This is a genomic window from Nocardia sp. NBC_01329, assembly GCF_035956715.1.
GTDB lineage: Bacteria > Actinomycetota > Actinomycetes > Mycobacteriales > Mycobacteriaceae > Nocardia.
The window spans coordinates 1,364,821-1,381,313 of sequence record NZ_CP108381.1 but is presented as its reverse complement, the minus strand read 5'-3'; the positions used below and the strand labels follow the sequence as shown (position 1 = coordinate 1,381,313).

Genomic DNA, 16,493 nt, shown 5'->3' with positions numbered 1-16,493 from the left:
CGGGTCACCCGCTCCGGGTGATCCACCGCCCCGCGGCTCCGTGATCCGCTGAGGTCATGCCGAGCACCGATACCACCGGGCTGTCCCGAAGCGAACTGACCGCGCTGGCGGCAGAGGCGTTCGTCTACGGCTTCCCGCTCGTCTTCGATCTCCGGCAGGTGGCACGATTCACCGGCGCCGGGATGGGCAGCCTGCCTCCGGCACCGTTGAACGAATTCAGCCACGCCACCACTCTCGCCGGGCCGCAGGACACGTTCGTCTCCATCAACAACGACACCGTCTACTCGATCGCGAATATCGATACCGGCGGCGGACCGGTTCGCTTCGATGTACCGGATGCGGCGGGCCGCTATTACGTGATGCAGTTCGTCGACGCCTGGACGAACAACTTCGCCTATATCGGTCATCGGTCCACCGGCACCCTCGCAGGGGCTTACCTGCTGGTGTCGGCCGGCTGGGACGGTATGCCGCCCGAGGATGTCACTGTGATCGAATCCCCCACCCCGGTCGCGACCATCATCGGCCGGTGGGCGGTGGACGGGGATGCGGATCTCCCCGCGGTTCGCGCACTGCAGAAGGAGCTGCGGCTGACGGCCACGGCGCCCGGGCGAGGCCTGCCGGGTCCGTCCCCCGGAGTTCCCGAGGACCTCGTTTTCTTCGAACAGCTCCGAGTGTGGATGCGCGCCTACCCGCCCGCCGACCGCGATCACCGCTACCAGCAGCGTTTCCGGCCGCTGGGTTTACTGGACGCCGAAACGCCGTACGCCGATCTCGACCCGGATCGGGCGGTGATCCTGCGCGAAGGTGCGGCGGCCGGGAAACAGCGACTCGAAACGGCACTGACCCGCAGCGGCGCCCCCCAGCAGAACGGCTGGAATCTGAGCTATCACGCCTTCGACTACAACCTGGATTTCTTCCAGGTCGGCGCTCTCGACGATCCGCACTGGAAACTTCCCGACGATCCGGACCGCTATCTACTGCGCGCCGCGGCGGCCCGCGGCGCGCTCTGGGGCAACCACGGCTACGAGGCCGCCTATGCGATGGTCTACACCGACAGCGACGGCCGGCCGCTGGACGGCGCCCATCGCTACGAGCTGCGCTTCGCCGAGCCGCCACCGTGCGCTGCGTTCTGGTCGGTGACCATGTACGACACACCGGATTTCTACCTCGTGGCCAATCCGATCGGCCGCTACTCGCTGGGCGATCGCACACCCGGATTGCGAACGGCCCCGGACGGTTCGCTCACCATGGTTCTGCAGCACCACGAACCCACCGATCCGCAAGAGCGGGCCAACTGGCTGCCCGCACCGGCCGGGACGTTCCGGCCGGTGCTACGGGTCTACGAACCACACGCGGCCGTGTTCGACGGCAGCTACGAACTTCCCCCGATCATCCGCGTCGAGTAGCAGGCCCACTACGGCCACGAGCAGCGCGAACTCATCGGCCCGATGACGTAGGCCCGGGGTGGAGCACCGGCCGACGCCGGGCCGGTCGGGTTCGGTCCGCGATCGGACGTCAGCTGGACGTGATGTACTTCGCACCCAGTTCACGGAGCCGGTCCAGGGCCGCCGCGGCATGTTCGCCGTCATTCGACCGCACTGCCAGCATGGGCACGTAATCGTCGTTCACCAGTTCCAGCCGAGCCCATGCCTTGCGATCGGGGAACGAGACACCGCGAATATGTTTCCACTCGAACTCGTTGTCCCCGAGCACATTCCGAACCGCTACGCCGTGTCGGCCGGCGCGCACGCGGGGCCGGGTGAGCAGCAGGACGGCCGCCGCGCCGAAGAAACCGATGGCCGCCATCGCGAACTGGTCCACCACCCGAAAGTTCACCCCGGTGTAGCCGGACCGCAGGAAGATCCCGAGCAGCGCGAACGCCACCACCAGGACCCCCGCGACGATCACCGCCGTACGCCGCGACCTGCGCGGGCGCACCTCCAGCTCCCATGCGGCGGTAGTCCCCGCTGCGGCGGCTTCACCCCGGCGCCAGATCCGAACCACGGGCACGACTCAGCCTGCCGTGCGGAGTGCGCGGAGGGTGAGGGCGGCATCCAGTGCGGCCGCGGCCGCCTGCTCCCCTTTGTTCTCCGCCGAATCCGGAAGTCCGGCCCGGTCGAGGGCTTGATGCTCGTTGTCGGTGGTGAGTACGCCGTTGGCCACCGGGGTGCTCTCGTCCAGCGACACCCGTGTCAGACCAGCGGTCACCGAATCACAGACGTAGTCGAAATGTGGGGTATCACCCCGGATCACGACACCCAGCGCGACCACGGCGTCGTGGGTGCGAGCCAGTTCCTGGGCCAGGACCGGCAACTCCATCGCTCCGGCGCAGCGCGCCACCGTCGTGTGATGTACTCCGGCCTCGGCGGCCACGCGTTCGGCGTTGGCGACCAGGGTGTCGCAGATCTCGGTATGCCAGCGGGACGCCACGATCGCCAACCGCAGATCCTTGGCATCCGCGAGCGCGAAGCTCGGTACCCCGGTGCCGCTCATCGGTTTCCGCCTTTCGATCCGACCATCGTCACTGCGCCGTCTCCCCGAGGTCCAGATCGTCGAGACCCACCAGGTCGTGGCCCATCCGGTCGCGTTTGGTGCGCAGGTAACGCAGGTTCTCGGCATTGGCCCGCACCGGCATGGGCACCCGCTCGGTGATCCGTAGCCCGTACCCGTCGAGCCCGACCCGTTTGGCCGGATTGTTGGTCAGCAGCCGCATCGACCGCAGGCCGAGGTCGACCAAGATCTGCGCGCCGGTCCCGTAGTCGCGGGCGTCGGCGGGCAGGCCGAGTTCGATATTGGCGTCGACCGTGTCGTGCCCGGAATCCTGCAGCTGATAGGCCTGGAGTTTGTGCATGAGTCCGATGCCACGGCCCTCGTGTCCGCGCATGTACAGCACCACGCCGCGCCCCTCGGCGGCCACCATCTCCAGAGCCGCGTCCAGCTGCGGCCCGCAGTCGCAGCGCAGCGAACCGAAGACATCGCCGGTCAGGCATTCCGAATGCACCCGGACCAGGACGTCCTCGCCGTCGCCGACATCCCCGCGGACCAGCGCGACATGTTCGACATCGTCGTAGATGCTCTGGTAGCCGACGGCGGTGAACTCCCCGTGCACGGTGGGAATTCGCGCCTGCGCGACCCGCACGACATGCTTCTCGTGCTTACGCCGCCACGCGATCATCTCGGCGATCGAGATCAACGCCAGTTCGTGTTCGTCGGCGAAGACCCGCAGCTCGTCGGTGCGGGCCATATGCCCGTCTTCCTTCTGACTGACGATCTCGCAGATCACCCCGGCCGCGCGCAGCCCGGCCATCCTGGCCAGATCCACGGCGGCTTCGGTGTGGCCGGGCCGGCGCAGCACGCCGCCGTCCTTGGCCCGCAGCGGCACCACATGGCCGGGCCGGGTGAAATCGTTCGGTTTGGCATCGCCGTCGGCCAGCAGCCGGATGGTGGTGGCCCGGTCGGCGCCGGAGATACCGGTGGTCACGCCCTCTTTGGCATCGACCGACACGGTGTAGGCGGTGCCGTGCTTGTCCTGGTTCACCGCGTACATCGGAGGCAGGCCCAGCCGATCGCAGTCGTCGCCGGTGAGCGGTACGCAGATGTAGCCCGAGGTGTAGCGGATCATGAACGCCACGAGTTCCGGGGTGGCCTTCTCCGCGGCGAAGATGAGGTCGCCCTCGTTCTCCCGGTCCTCGTCGTCGACCACGACGACCGGTTTACCGGCCGCGATATCGGCGACCGCGCGCTCGATGCTGTCGAACCTGGTCACGTCTGCACTGCTCCATCTCGATAGGTCCCGATCACACTACTGGGTCTGTTCGGCCGGTCCGGGCGCGGCCGGAGTCGTCAGCCGCGCTGGTGGAGGCGCTCGACGTACTTGGCGATCACATCGACCTCGAGGTTCACGACCGTCCCGGAGGTGGATGTACCGAGGTCGGTGAGGCTCAGCGTGGTCGGAATCAGCGAGACCTCGAACCAGTCCCGGGTTCCGTCGGCGGCCGGGTCATCGGTCCGGCCGAGCCCGGACACGGTGAGCGAGATGCCGTTCACGGTGATGGAGCCCTTCTCCACCACATACTTGGCGATCGCGTCGGGCAGTGAGACCCGGACCAATTCCCAGTTGTCTTCCGGTGTCCGGGCCAGGATGGTGCCGGTAGCGTCCACATGCCCCTGCACGATATGGCCGCCGAGACGGCTGTTCACCGCGGCCGCACGCTCCAAATTGACCCGGGATCCGGGCTCGAGTCCGCCGATACTCGACCGCCGCAGCGTTTCACCCATCACATCGACGGTGAACGCACCGTCGAGTACATCGACGACGGTGAGACAGACGCCGTTGACGGCGATCGAATCACCGTGCCCGGCATCGGAGGTGACCAGCTTCCCGCGGATCGTCAGCCGTGCCGCGTCGGTCAGTTGTTCGCGGGCGACGATCTCGCCCAGTTCCTCGACGATGCCCGTGAACATGCAATCTCCCGTTTTCTGCGTCGGTGTTCCGCATACGGAACGGTGGGAGGGATACCGAGTATTCCCAGTTCGCCGTCCACGACCAGACTAGTGGCCCGCCCGAGGGCCCGGCCATGACGTCGGCCACCCACCGGACACTCCGATCCACGGGCCACGGGGCCGACGGCCCAATCCGGAAAATTTACTGTTCAGAGACCGCGGTCACATTTTCCCGGCAACCACCGATACCGCTTCCGACGGGCCGCGATCCGGTCCAGACCGGACTGACTGCCCGGCACTTTTCCCGAACGAGACCGCATCGAAACCCGAAATGTTTCTCGATTTGCACGCTCACAGCGGCTGGCGCAATATTGTGAGGTGACCGGTTCACCCGCCTCGACCACCCCGCGGCGCGGCCGGACGCAGTACTCGTACGAGGACGGCCACCGCCGCGGAACACCGTGCGCCACAAGCCTTCATCACGACAACTGGATCCGCCCGAAGCCAGGCCCGGCCGGTACACCCGGCCCCGCCGCGCATCCAGCGTCTCTCGGCCCAGAGACAGGTTGTCCGAGCATCGGGTCCCCGCGACACCGAGCGGATCCGTCCGATATCCACACCGGCGGATGCCGTCGCCCCAGCCAGGCACGCCACCACTCGAGGAAGCCGAACCGTTATGACCGCTTTCACCGAAACCGCTCTGGAACGACACTGCCGGCGGTACCGGGAGAAGGATCTGCTGCCCGCGGTGGTCGATCCGGCATCGATGCGCATCCTGCTGCACGTGGGCGCCACGTACGGCGCGGTCACCATGCCGACCGAACTCGGCGAACAGGTGCTGACGCAGCTGCGGACGGCGGAGATCGCCGGCCCGGTCTTCGCCCACCCACGGTCCCGGCGCTGGACCTTCCTCACCGGCCCCACGCGACACGACGAATTCACCGCTACCGCGGCCGCCGAACTCTTTCGCCTCTACACCACCGTCGCCGGCACCGGCAGCCAGATCGTGCTGCCCTCGGCCGAGGACGAGGTCAGCGGCTATCGCCTGTGGGTCGCGGGACCGGACGCGCTGGGCACCCGGCCGCCGCAACACGCGGTGATCGACGCCGCCCGTGAGAGCGCCCGCAGCCCCCGATAGCCCGACGATCGCCTGGTCTCCACGACCGGCAGCTCGGACCGCAGCCGGCACAGGAACCTCGGTATGAGGACCTCAGCGCATTACGTGATGCGCCGACCTGCTGGACTCGGCCTGCCGGCGCAATTTCTCCACGGTGGCGCCCGGATCCTCGGTGTTGTAGATGGCCGACCCCGCCACGAAGCAATCGATCCCCGCGGCCGCGGCCTGCTCGATGGTGTCGGCATTGATCCCACCGTCGATCTCCACCACCAGCCGCAACTCCCCCGCGTCGACCAGGCGCCGGACGATCCGAGCCTTCTCCAGCACCTCCGGCATGAACGACTGCCCACCGAAACCGGGTTCGACACTCATCACCAACAGGGTGTCGAAATCGCGCAGGATCTCCAGATAGGGCTCGATCGGGGTATTCGGCTTCACCGACAGACCCGCTTTCGCCCCGGCGGCCCGGATATCGCGCGCCACGGCCACCGGATCCTCGGTCGCCTCGGCATGGAAGGTCACGTTGTAGGCGCCCGCCTCTGCGTACGGCGGCGCCCACCGGCCCGGATCCTCGATCATCAAATGACAGTCCAGCGGAATATCGGTCGCTTTCAGAAGGCTCTCGACCACCGGTAGTCCCAGGGTCAGGTTCGGGACGAAATGCGCATCCATCACATCGACGTGCAACCAGTCGGCAGTCGACACCGCATCGGCTTCATCGGCCAACCGGGCGAAATCCGCGGACAGAATGGATGGGGCGATCATCGGGGCCGCAGGACGGGTGAACGTGGGCTCGGACGCAGTCACAGGCGGAGTTTATGGCGGCGCCTGTGGCACCGTGGGGTCGGGGCTGTGTTTGATTGCCCCGCCTTCGGCGGGGCGGTCGGGGCCCTCGTGACCCCGGTTCTTCACTCCGGCGCTCAGTCGCTGCGCTCCTTCGCTCTGTCGCTCCAGAACCGGGGCGGGCCCCGACCACGGATGTTGACCATCTGGAATGGACGAAAGAGGGATGGGGGCGGGTCACCTGGCTGGTCGACGGTTCGGTAGGTGCTCGGTGGGTGCCGATCTCCGGATGGGTGGGCCGAAGTGCACGCGGTCGGGCGCGGCGGAGCGGCTGCCCGACTCCGGTCGCACGCGGATGGGGTGGCCGAGGTCCTGCTGCGCCTGGTGCGGGGCGAGATCCATCCACGAACCCGGCCGCGAGTGCCATCGAGCCGGTGTGGACCTGCTACGAGTACCGGGCGCGGTCGGCGGTCGCCCATCGCGGTCGGCGGTGCTCCCCGGGCGGATTCCGTTCGGGTGCGTGCCCCGGCCCCCTCTATGTGGCAGCTCGCCCATACACTCGGCTGCGTGATCAATACTTCGGCGGAACAAGGGCTCCACGGTGCCCCGGTGGAGATTCGGGTGGCGGCATCGGCGACACAGCTGCCGATCGTGCGCGGTCTCGCCGAGACCCTGGTCCTGCTCAGTGATTTCACCTTGGACGAGGTCGCCGATATCCGGCTGGCGGTGGACGAGGCATGCTCGACCCTGATCGGCCTGGCTGCCCCGGATACGAGTCTGCAGTGTGTCTTCAGCATCGGCGATACCGAACTGCGAGTGCTGGTCGCCGGGGTGGCGTCGCGGGAGGGGCTGCCCGATGCGCGGAGTTTCGGCTGGCATGTACTGCGTACCTTGACCGATGCGGTCGACGCCCGGCAGGACCCCTTCGATCAGCAGGTTTCCGGATATCCGACAGCGGTCGAATTCCGTCGGGCCCGGGGGAAAGCGTAGTGACCGAGCAGGAGAAGCCGCTCGAATCCCCCGGGGGCGAGCACGAAAAAGCTTCGGCGAACGAGGCCGGCACCCCTGCGGCCGGCACCGCTGCGGCCGGCACCGCTGAGACAGGCACCGCTGAGACCGATACCACTGAAGCCGATACCGCTGAAGCCGACGCCGAGGCAGATACCGAAACCCGCACCGAGCTGGAGAATTCGTCCTCGGCGGGCGGGTACGACGATGTCGCGGACCTGTTCGTCCGGTTGGCCGGAACCGAACCGGATTCGGCGGAGCAGGCGGCGCTGCGCAACGAGTTGATCGCCCGGTGCATTCCGCTGGCCGACCATATCGCTCGCAAGTTCAGCGGCCGCGGCGAACCGTTCGATGATCTCACCCAGGTCGCCCGGGTCGGCCTGGTGCACGCGGTGGATCGTTTCGATATCTCGCGCGGCTCGAACTTCCTGTCTTTCGCGGTGCCCACGATCATGGGCGAGGTCCGCCGATACTTCCGCGACAACACCTGGGCGATGCGGGTGCCACGCCGGGTCAAGGAGACCCATCTGCGGATCGGTGCCGCCGTGGACTCGCTGTCGCAATCGCTGGGGCGCTCGCCGACGGCCAAGGAGATCGCGGCCGAACTGGATGTCGACCCGGACGAGGTGACCCAGGCCGTGATCGCCGGTAATGCCTACCAGCCGACCTCGATCGACGCGGCCTCGGTGGGCCGCGATACCGATGCCTCGCTGCTGGATACCCTCGGCGAGGAAGAAGCGCAGTTCGACCGGGTCGAGGAATACGTGGCGATCCGACCGCTGCTGGCCGGGCTCCCCGAGCGGGAGCGCCGGATTCTGACCATGCGGTTCTTCGAGTCGATGACCCAGACCCAGATCGCGCAGCAGATGGGTATTTCACAGATGCACGTCTCGCGAATTCTCGCGAAGACGCTGGCGAGGTTGCGCGAACAATCGTCGCGGGAGTAGCCGGCGCGACTGTTGTGCCCACTTCGCCGGTCGGTCTACTCTCACATGAGAGCATGAGTGGGAATTCATCTCAATCGGCCATCACCTGAGAGCCCGCTTTTCTCACCCGAGCAACCGATCAGCCGGATCAGCCCGTAATCCGGCGTTCCTGCGGATCGCGCGTCGGCGACGACGCTGCGGAAGGTGATGTGAGTTATGACCGCTGAGACCATCGCCCGGCAGTGCACCCTGTGCGAGGCGCACTGCGGCATCCTGGTGACCGTCGAGGACACGAAAGTCGTCGAAATCGAGGGCAATCCCGACGATGTCCTGTCCAAGGGTTACATCTGCCCCAAGGCCACCGCCATGGCCGGCCTGCACGACGATCCGGACCGGCTCCGCACCCCGGTGCGCCGGGTCGGCGACACGTTCGAACCCATCGGCTGGGATGAGGCTTTCCGCGAGATCGGTACCCGACTGCGGCAGGTTCGCCGCGACCACGGGCCGCATTCGGTCGGTATGTACCTGGGTAACCCGGCCGCGCACAATTCGGCGATCATGTACGCCTTCGCGTTGCGGATAGCCCTGATGACCCGCAATTTCTACACGGCCTCCTCGATCGACCAGTTCCCGCAGGAATTCGTGGCCTGGCAGATGTACGGGTCGAATTTCCTGATGCCGATCGCCGATATCGACCGCACCGACCGAATGGTGATCATCGGCGCCAATCCCGCGGTGTCCAACGGATCGGTCACCACTATGCCCGGCGCCCGGAACCGGATCAAGAATGTGCGCGCCCGCGGCGGCAAGGTCGTCGTGATCGACCCGCGGCGCACCGAGACCGCCCGCCTGGCAGACGAACACGTGTCCGTCCTGCCCGGCGGCGACCCGTACCTGCTGCTCGCAATGCTGCACGTGCTGATCACCGAGGATCTGTGCGACCGGACCGCCGTCCGCACCCAGTGCGCCGGTCTGGACGAGTTGCGGGATCTGGTCGCCGATTTCACGCCCGAGGACGCCGCCCCCTGCGCCGGTGTGGACGCCGAGACGATCCGGCGTCTGGCCCGCGAGCACGCGGCCGCGAAATCGGCGGTGATGTACGCACGGATCGGGGTGTGCCAGACCTTGACCGGCACCGTCACCCATTGGCTCGTCAACACCATCAACGCGATCACCGGAAACCTGGACCGGCCGGGCGGCCAGATGTATGCCACCCCGGCGGTGGATCTGATGCCACTGGCGCGCCGGATATCGCCGTATTACGGCGCCTGGACTGACCGCTCCGGGAAATACAAATCGTTCCGGTTCGAATTGCCGGTCGCGGCACTGGCCCCGGAGATCCTCGACGACGGACCGGACCGGATCCGCGCCATGATCACTTACGCGGGCAACCCGGTCCTGTCCACCCCGCAACGCGGACAACTCGACAAGGCGCTGGGATCGCTGGATTTCTATGTGGCCGTGGATATGTACATCACCGAGACAACCCGGCACGCCGACATCATCCTGCCGCCCCTCTCGCCGCTGGAACGCGAGGACCTCGACATCCTGCTCACCATGTTCAGCGTCCATAACAACATCCGGTTCAATACGCGGGCGGTCGAACCGGAGAACGACGGTCTCGAGGATTGGGAGATCATGGCGCGGTTGACCACCGAGATCCTGCCGCTCCCGCTGCGTTCGCTCACCGGCCGAGCACTCAACGCCGTATTCGCCCGGTTCAGCCCGCTGCGGGCGGCAGCGCTGGGGATAGCGGCCGGTCCGCACGGTGTGCTGCGGCGCGGGCGTAGCGGCGTCACGCTGAAGAAGGTGCGGGCGGCACGCGGCGGTATCGACCTGGGCCCGCTGCAACCGCGCCTGCGCTCGCTCATCGCCACCGCCGACCGCAAGGTCCAGCTGGCGCCCCGGCGGTTCGTCCTCGAGGCACGCCGGCTGCTCGACGAGGCACGTGCGGGCGGCGCCGACCGCGACCAGGGTTTCGATCTGCGGCTCATCGGCCGCCGCCATCTGCGCAGCAATAATTCCTGGTTGCACAACGTGCCGGCGATGGTGAAGGGTCGCGACCGTTGCACCGCGCTCATGCACCCGCAGGACGCGGCCGCTCGCGGGTTGGCCGACGGTGGCCGGGCAACGGTGAGCTCCCCTATCGGCTCCATCGTGGTTCCGGTGGAGATAAGCGACGAGATCCGGCCGGGCACGGTCGCCATCCCGCACGGCTGGGGTCACGGCGAACCTGGTGTCGGCTGGAGGGTGGCGGCCGGAGTGCCCGGCGCGAACGTCAACCTGCTGCACGATCCGGAACAGGTGGACCGCATCTCCGGCAACGCCGCCGTCAACAGCACCTGGGTGAAAGTCCACGCTGTGTAGTCGGCTGCGCGGGCCCTCGCGCCGGCAACCCGTTCAGGGCCGGGCCGGCGGCTGATCGCTGTCGCCCGCGCTCTCCCGGGCCCGGCGCAGCCCAGCGGGGGCTGCCAGCCACCAGGCGGCGTCCGGCAGGTCCGCGGCCAGTCGTACCACGTTCGCTTAGGTGATACCCACGGATCAAGTGTGCCGGGCGCGAGCGCGGCGGACTCGGAAATCCGTCGACACCCACGCCCGGTGACTACACGGGTTTGCGCAGCGCGGCCGCGAACATGGCGTCGGTGCCGTGCCGATGCGGCCACAGCTGAACCGCGGGCCCGGCACCGAGGCCGGTGACGCCGGGGAGCAGCGGTCGCACGTCCAGTTGTTCGGCGCCGGTGCGCCGGACCGCATCCGCGACCACAGCAACGGTTTCCGGCAAATGCGGCGAGCAGGTCGAATACACCACGACGCCGCCGGGGCGCAGCAGGTCCCAGGCCGCGGTCAGCAGTTCACGCTGCAGAGTGACCAGAGCGGCGACATCGCCGGGGGTGCGTCGCCAGCGGGCCTCCGGACGGCGGCGCAGCGCGCCGAGACCGGTACACGGGGCGTCGACCAGGATCCGGTCGTAGCCGGGGGCCAGGCCGGTGTCGCGGCCGTCGACGATATGCACCTCGACCGGCAGGCCCTTGGTCGCGGCGCGGACGAGTTCGGCGCGGTGCTTCGCCGGTTCCACCGCGTCCACCCGGTAGCCGTCGATATCGGCCAGTGCGCCGAGCAGCGCGGTCTTACCGCCCGGACCCGCACACAGGTCCAGCCAGCGGCCGCCGTCATCGCCGTGCAGCTCCGCTCGGGTCAGCGCGAGGGCCACGAGCTGGCTGCCCTCGTCCTGGACCGCGGCCATTCCCTCCCGCACCGGTTCCAGGGCGCCGGGATCGCCGCCCTCCAGATACACCGCATACGGCGACCAGCGGCCTTCCGCACCGCCGGTGACCAGCGCGAGTTCCTCGGCGGTGATATCCCCCGGGCGGGCCACCAGATGCACCAGCGGGCGGGCATCGTCGGCGGCCAGCAGGTCGGGCAGTTCGCCCGCGTCGCCGCCCAGCGCGTCGGCGAACGCCCGCGCGATCCACACCGGGTGAGCGTGTTCGAAAGCGAGCCGAGCGACAGGGTCGCCGGGGGCGAGCCGGGCGACCCATTCCTCCGGGCTCCGCTCGCTGACCCGGCGCAGTACCGCATTGACGAATCCGGCACGGCCCGAACCTGATTCGATGCGCGCGAATTCGACCGAGGTGTGCACGGCAGCGTGCGGTTCGACCCGGGTGCGCAGCAACTGGTACGTACCGAGTCGCAGAATGTCCAGCAGTGAGCCGTCGATCTCGTCGATCTCACGACCGGCGCAATCGGCGATCACCGCGTCGAGCACACCCAGGGCACGGCAGGCACCGTAACCGAGTTCGGTGGCCAGGGCGGCGTCACGTCCTTCCACGCGGTACTCGCGCAGCAGTCCGGGCAGGACCAGATTCGCGTAGGCATCCCGGTCGCGTACAGCACGCAGGGTCTCCAGCGCGACGGTGCGTGCCGGATCCGCAGGCTTGGGTACCGGCCGGTCCGCACGCGCGGAGGTACTGCCACGTTCGGCCCGCTTCCGGTCCGCTCCGGCCCCCTCGGCCCGCTTCCCGCCGCCATGGCGCTTCGCGCCCGCCGGCCCCCGAGACTCACCACGCCGGTCGTCCCGGCCCTCCCCGCCTCGGCGACGACCGGTCTGCGTGTTCTCGACGCCGGTTCTCTTCCGGTCTCCCGGGCCGTCGGCCCTACGTTCCGGGGCCGCACCCGCATCCCGCCCGGGACGGCGGGCGTCGCCTGCCTCGTCACCGGAGCCGGAACCGCGATTCCGCTGCGACCGGGGATCGCCACCGGTGGTGCCGGGCTCGGGCCTGTTCCGCCGCTGCCGCTCTCCTCCTGCGGTATTCGCGTTGTCCGGCGGTGTCCCGGCCGATCGGTCCGGGCGGCGCGGCGCGGCCGCGCGATCGCTCTGCCGGGAACCACCCGGCCGGTCATCGCGTCGAGAGTCACCCGGGCGCCCATCCTGCCGGGAATTCGGCGAACGCTCCTGCGATTCGCTGCGCGAGGTGTCGGACTCCGGCCCGCGGGGTGCGGTGTGCCGGCGGAATCCCCGCGACCGGTCGCCGCCCGAGCCGTTCATTCGACCACCGCGCCGGGCGCCGGACGCGCACCGCGCGCCCAATCGAGAGCTGCCATCATCCGTTTACCCGGCGGCTGCACCTGGCCCAGCCGCACCGCCGTGGTGGCGGTCCCGATGAAGACACCGGTCTTCCGTACCTCGATCTGCCGTTCCGGCAGTACCTCTTCGACCAGTTCCACCGGCCCGAGTTTCAGCCGTGTCCCGGCCACCACGGTCCAGGCTCCCGGAAACGGGGTGACCGCCCGAATCGCGCGACCCACTGCCAGAGCGGGCTGGTCCCAGCGCACCTGCGCCGCCTCGACGGTGATCTTCGGCGCATAGGAGACCCCGTCCGCCGGTTGCGGAACCGCCTGCAGAGTCGCGTCCTCGACACCGTCGAGGGTCTGCTCGAGCAGCGCCGCACCGCTGTCCGAAAGCCGGGCCAGCAGGTCCGCGGCGGTATCGGTGACCGCGATCCGCTCGGTTACCACTCCGTAGACCGGTCCGGTATCCAGACCGCTTTCGATCAGGAACGTCGACGCCCCGGTGATCTCGTCGCCGGCCGCGATCGCGGCCTGAACCGGTGCCGCGCCACGCCAGGCCGGCAGCAACGAGAAATGCAGGTTGATCCAGCCGTGCTTCGGGATATCGAGGACCCGGGCCGGCAACAGCGCGCCATAGGCCACCACCGGGCAGCAGTCGGGCGCCAGCTCGGTGAGCGCCTCGACGAATTCCGGCTCACCGGGTTTTCCGGGAGTGAGGACCGGAATGCCGTGTTCGTCGGCGAGCAGACCGACCGGTGAACGCTGCAGTTTGCGGCCGCGTCCGGCGACGGCATCGGGGCGGGTGACCACGGCGACCAACTCGTGCCGGGAATCCAGCAGCCGGCGCAGCGCCGGAACCGCGGGCTCGGGCGTCCCGGCGAAGACGATCCGCATCAGCGGTCCCGCTCGCTGAGTGCGCGGCTGGGCCGGACCGTCAGCCCGGCGATGAACCAATCGGATTCGCGGATGGTGCGCATGGCCTGCTTCCGGTCGGGCGGATCCAGCCGGTCGATGAACAGCGTGCCGTCCAGATGATCGGTTTCGTGCTGAACACACCGTGCCAGCAGGCCCGCGGCCTCGAACTCGACCGCGTTACCGTCCACATCCACCCCGGTCGCCCGCACCCGCATGGCACGCCGCGTGTCGTGATTGACCCCGGGAATGGACAGGCAGCCCTCGGGACCGATCTGCTCCTCCTCGTCGAGCGCGGTCCAGCTCGGGTTGATCAGATGCCCGCGGGCATCACGGGTGTCGTAGACGAAGACCCGCAACCCGACACCGATCTGTGGGGCCGCCATCCCGACCCCGCCGTCGTCGTACATGGTGTCGGTCAGATCGGTCACCAGCTGCCGCAGTTCGGGCCCGAATTCGGTGACCTCTGCCGCGCGGGCTCGCAGGATGGGATCGCCGAAGAGGCGGACGGACTGGACGGTCACGGTAGCTCCCGAAGAGAGGTGGCAGGGCGGAAAGCTCTCATTCTAGGTAGGCGGCCGCGGCCACTTTCAGTGCCTCACCCGCGCACGGTTCGCCCGACCCCTGCGTCGCGCCCGAGCGGTGGCTACGGCAGGCTCCTTTCGCCGGACGCGCCGCCGGACACAGCAATCAGATATTGCCACCGATGACCACCTGAGGGATCCCGGTGCCCAGTGCGACAGGGACGCAGACCGGTTCGGGTGCACGGCCGGGGTCGAGGACCTCCAGCAGCAGCTGGTATACGTACGGGTCGTAGACCATGTGGAAGTGGCCGGTGAGATCGACCGGGCAACGGTCCTGCAGGACGATGTTGTCGGCACCGGGCCCACGCAGGGCGATGTTCTCGAAGGGCTGGATCACTTCGTCGGCCCGGCTGCCGACGGTGGTGTAACGGACCCCGGGCACGGTATCGCCGCCCGCGTTGAGTTCCAGCATGAATGGCGACCCCTGCGCCTGCTGGACCGCCGCCACCGAGACCGCCCGGGCCGCCAGATCCAGCGCACCCGGGATCTGCTGGGCCGGCGGCACCAGCCCGTACATGACGCCGCCGTAGGTGGGTGAGGCGAGACCGACCCAGTTGCCGACCTTCGGGGCGCCACCGAGTTTGTTGATGTAGTAGCGGGTCACATTGGCGCCTTGGGAGAATCCCACGAGATCGACCTTCGGGGCGCCGGTGGCGGCGCGGACGTCGTCGACGAACTGCGCGATCTGATAGCCGCTGAGCACGATGTCCTCGGTGCCGAAGGTTCCGGCGCCGGGTTTCCCGCCGTAATTCAGCGCGTATACGCAGAATCCCTGATCCACGAGCTGCGGCCCGATGACCGACCAGTCGGTATAGGCACTCGCGTCCGTGCCGTGTGCCAGGATCACCGGACGGGGGTGTGCGGCGTCCGGGACACACCCGAAATCATTGACACCGCGGGGCACCGCGTTCGGGTGGGATTTCATGTACAGCACTGCGCCCAGATGGTCGGGCTGCGGTGGGCCGGAGTCGGTGGGGACCATCGGCGCCAGGTAACCCGTTGGCTGGGCGGTGCTCTCGACGCTCGCGAGCAACACCGACCCAGCCAGTGCGACGGCCACGGTCACCGCCCGCCGGATGAACCTGCCGCGTGGTGATCCGTCCCGCCCCGTCGGCCATCGATACTGTTTCACCACCTGATCTTCTACCCTGCCGGCTCCCCGGAAAACCGGTGCCCGAGGTTTTGACCACCCCGTTACTTTCCGGTTTCCTCGTCTCCGGCGAGGATGCGATACAACGCTTTACGCGCGTCGGTGAGCACCGCGGCCGCTTTGCCGGCCTGTTCCGGGGTACCTGCGGCAGCTACCTGCGCGACCGCACCCAGGAGTGGCGGGATCAGGGCCCGCAGGTCGCTGGCCTGTTCGCCGACCCCCTGCTTGACTTCGGCCCACGGATCGCCGAGCTCCGCACGATGCTCGGCGACATGGGCGGTGCCTGTCTCGGTCAGTTGCGCGGTTTTGCGGCCGGCCACCTTCTCGATGGTGATGAGACCTTCGTCCTCCAGCTGGGACAGCGCCGGGTAGATGGAGCCCGGGCTGGGCCGCCAGAGGTCGTCACTGCGTTCGCGAATCTGCTGGATCAGCTCGTAGCCGTGCATGGGACGCTCGGTGAGCAGCAGCAGAATCGCCGCTCGGACGTCACCGCGCCGGCCGCGACCACCGCGACCCCGCCCACGGCCGAATCCCGGCCCGAAACCAGGGCCGAAACCGGGTCCGAAGCCCCCGCCGAAGCCAGGTCCGAAGCCGGGCGGTCCCCCGTGCCGGAACTGCGGTCCGCCCGGTCCGAATCCGCCGGGCCGAGGTCCACGGCCGCGACGCCCACGACCCATTCGAAATTCTGCGTTCTCGATGTTCTCCATAGCAGCCTCCTGAGCTACTCGATCGGTTTGCGTAGCATCGACGATATATCGACAATCTATCCAACACAACCCTGGGTCCGGAAATTCCCAACCGGTTCGGACGTCGCGAGATCAGTGAGCGCAGAAGACGTGGAGCGCCGCTCGTTGCGGTCCGCCGACAGTGGGGCCTTCTCCCGCCCGACTGCACGGAGCCAGAACCCTCGTCCGGCACATTCGCCGAACGGCCTCGGCCCACCTCGGCCGATCGAGTGGGCGCCGAGACGATCAGGCGGCAGCCGCGAACGTGTCAGCCCG

15 protein-coding genes are annotated in these 16,493 nt (G+C 68.4%); 5 read left to right on the top strand and 10 right to left on the bottom strand.

Annotation, left to right across the window (positions count from 1 at the left end; translation table 11 throughout):
- Positions 1–56: 56 nt before the first annotated feature.
- Positions 57–1,406, top strand: coding sequence for a DUF1254 domain-containing protein (locus OG405_RS06455; protein ID WP_327150704.1), 1,350 nt, complete (start codon positions 57–59; stop codon positions 1,404–1,406).
- A 109-nt stretch (positions 1,407–1,515) separates the two neighbouring features.
- On the opposite strand, the gene OG405_RS06450 is transcribed toward OG405_RS06455, so the two are convergent.
- From OG405_RS06450 to OG405_RS06435, 4 genes are all read right to left on the bottom strand, one after another.
- Positions 1,516–2,010, bottom strand: a complete 495-nt coding sequence (locus OG405_RS06450) for a PH domain-containing protein (RefSeq protein WP_327150703.1) — start codon at positions 2,008–2,010, stop codon at positions 1,516–1,518.
- Positions 2,011–2,013: 3 nt separating this feature from the next.
- The gene (ribH, locus tag OG405_RS06445) at positions 2,014–2,493 is read right to left on the bottom strand and encodes a 6,7-dimethyl-8-ribityllumazine synthase (RefSeq protein WP_327150702.1); all 480 of its coding nucleotides are present in this window, start codon (positions 2,491–2,493) and stop codon (positions 2,014–2,016) included.
- 28 nt (positions 2,494–2,521) lie between these two features.
- Positions 2,522–3,766 (bottom strand): bifunctional 3,4-dihydroxy-2-butanone-4-phosphate synthase/GTP cyclohydrolase II, encoded by a 1,245-nt coding sequence (locus OG405_RS06440; RefSeq protein ID WP_327150701.1) that lies wholly within the window; start codon positions 3,764–3,766, stop codon positions 2,522–2,524.
- Positions 3,767–3,843: 77 nt separating this feature from the next.
- Positions 3,844–4,464: a riboflavin synthase gene (locus tag OG405_RS06435; RefSeq protein WP_327150700.1), complete on the bottom strand. Its 621-nt coding sequence runs from the start codon at positions 4,462–4,464 to the stop codon at positions 3,844–3,846.
- A 655-nt stretch (positions 4,465–5,119) separates the two neighbouring features.
- Between OG405_RS06435 and OG405_RS06430 the strand changes: the two genes are divergently transcribed.
- Complete coding sequence (locus OG405_RS06430; RefSeq protein WP_327150699.1) at positions 5,120–5,581, top strand: hypothetical protein; 462 nt, start codon at positions 5,120–5,122, stop codon at positions 5,579–5,581.
- 72 nt (positions 5,582–5,653) lie between these two features.
- Here the strand turns inward: OG405_RS06430 and rpe are convergent, their stop codons facing one another.
- Entirely contained in the window at positions 5,654–6,325 is a 672-nt protein-coding gene (gene rpe / locus OG405_RS06425) for a ribulose-phosphate 3-epimerase (RefSeq protein ID WP_327152244.1), read from the bottom strand.
- Between the two features lie 585 nt (positions 6,326–6,910).
- Between rpe and OG405_RS06420 the strand changes: the two genes are divergently transcribed.
- From OG405_RS06420 to OG405_RS06410, 3 genes are all read left to right on the top strand, one after another.
- The gene (locus OG405_RS06420) at positions 6,911–7,333 is read left to right on the top strand and encodes an ATP-binding protein (RefSeq protein ID WP_327150698.1); all 423 of its coding nucleotides are present in this window, start codon (positions 6,911–6,913) and stop codon (positions 7,331–7,333) included.
- A 191-nt stretch (positions 7,334–7,524) separates the two neighbouring features.
- Positions 7,525–8,298 (top strand): SigB/SigF/SigG family RNA polymerase sigma factor, encoded by a 774-nt coding sequence (locus OG405_RS06415; RefSeq protein WP_327152243.1) that lies wholly within the window; start codon positions 7,525–7,527, stop codon positions 8,296–8,298.
- A 195-nt stretch (positions 8,299–8,493) separates the two neighbouring features.
- Positions 8,494–10,644: a molybdopterin oxidoreductase family protein gene (locus OG405_RS06410; protein WP_327150697.1), complete on the top strand. Its 2,151-nt coding sequence runs from the start codon at positions 8,494–8,496 to the stop codon at positions 10,642–10,644.
- 235 nt (positions 10,645–10,879) lie between these two features.
- Here OG405_RS06410 and OG405_RS06405 read toward each other — a convergent pair whose 3' ends face one another.
- The 5 genes from OG405_RS06405 to OG405_RS06385 form a co-directional block, all read right to left on the bottom strand.
- Positions 10,880–12,184, bottom strand: coding sequence for an RsmB/NOP family class I SAM-dependent RNA methyltransferase (locus OG405_RS06405; protein ID WP_327152242.1), 1,305 nt, complete (start codon positions 12,182–12,184; stop codon positions 10,880–10,882).
- Between the two features lie 635 nt (positions 12,185–12,819).
- Positions 12,820–13,740 carry a methionyl-tRNA formyltransferase gene (fmt, locus tag OG405_RS06400; protein ID WP_327150696.1) on the bottom strand — a complete coding sequence of 307 codons (921 nt, stop codon included), beginning with the start codon at positions 13,738–13,740 and terminating at the stop codon, positions 12,820–12,822.
- Entirely contained in the window at positions 13,740–14,282 is a 543-nt protein-coding gene (def, locus tag OG405_RS06395; RefSeq protein ID WP_327150695.1) for a peptide deformylase, read from the bottom strand. The genes fmt and def overlap by 1 nt, the downstream gene beginning before the upstream one ends.
- Positions 14,283–14,448: 166 nt before the next feature.
- Complete coding sequence (locus tag OG405_RS06390; RefSeq protein WP_327152241.1) at positions 14,449–15,324, bottom strand: esterase/lipase family protein; 876 nt, start codon at positions 15,322–15,324, stop codon at positions 14,449–14,451.
- A gap of 212 nt (positions 15,325–15,536) precedes the next feature.
- Positions 15,537–16,199 (bottom strand): PadR family transcriptional regulator, encoded by a 663-nt coding sequence (locus OG405_RS06385; protein WP_327150694.1) that lies wholly within the window; start codon positions 16,197–16,199, stop codon positions 15,537–15,539.
- Between the last annotated feature and the right edge of the window lie 294 nt (positions 16,200–16,493).

Bases quoted from the DNA above. Each gene is read 5' to 3' on its own strand.
- ribH (WP_327150702.1), bottom strand. From the start codon at position 2,493: ATGAGCGGCACCGGGGTACCGAGCTTCGCGCTCGCGGATGCCAAGGAT.
- OG405_RS06410 (WP_327150697.1), top strand. From the start codon at position 8,494: ATGACCGCTGAGACCATCGCCCGGCAGTGCACCCTGTGCGAGGCGCAC.
- OG405_RS06455 (WP_327150704.1), top strand. From the start codon at position 57: ATGCCGAGCACCGATACCACCGGGCTGTCCCGAAGCGAACTGACCGCG.
- OG405_RS06430 (WP_327150699.1), top strand. From the start codon at position 5,120: ATGACCGCTTTCACCGAAACCGCTCTGGAACGACACTGCCGGCGGTAC.
- fmt (WP_327150696.1), bottom strand. From the start codon at position 13,740: ATGCGGATCGTCTTCGCCGGGACGCCCGAGCCCGCGGTTCCGGCGCTG.
- OG405_RS06390 (WP_327152241.1), bottom strand. From the start codon at position 15,324: ATGGTCCCCACCGACTCCGGCCCACCGCAGCCCGACCATCTGGGCGCA.
- OG405_RS06385 (WP_327150694.1), bottom strand. From the start codon at position 16,199: ATGGAGAACATCGAGAACGCAGAATTTCGAATGGGTCGTGGGCGTCGC.
- OG405_RS06435 (WP_327150700.1), bottom strand. From the start codon at position 4,464: ATGTTCACGGGCATCGTCGAGGAACTGGGCGAGATCGTCGCCCGCGAA.
- rpe (WP_327152244.1), bottom strand. From the start codon at position 6,325: ATGATCGCCCCATCCATTCTGTCCGCGGATTTCGCCCGGTTGGCCGAT.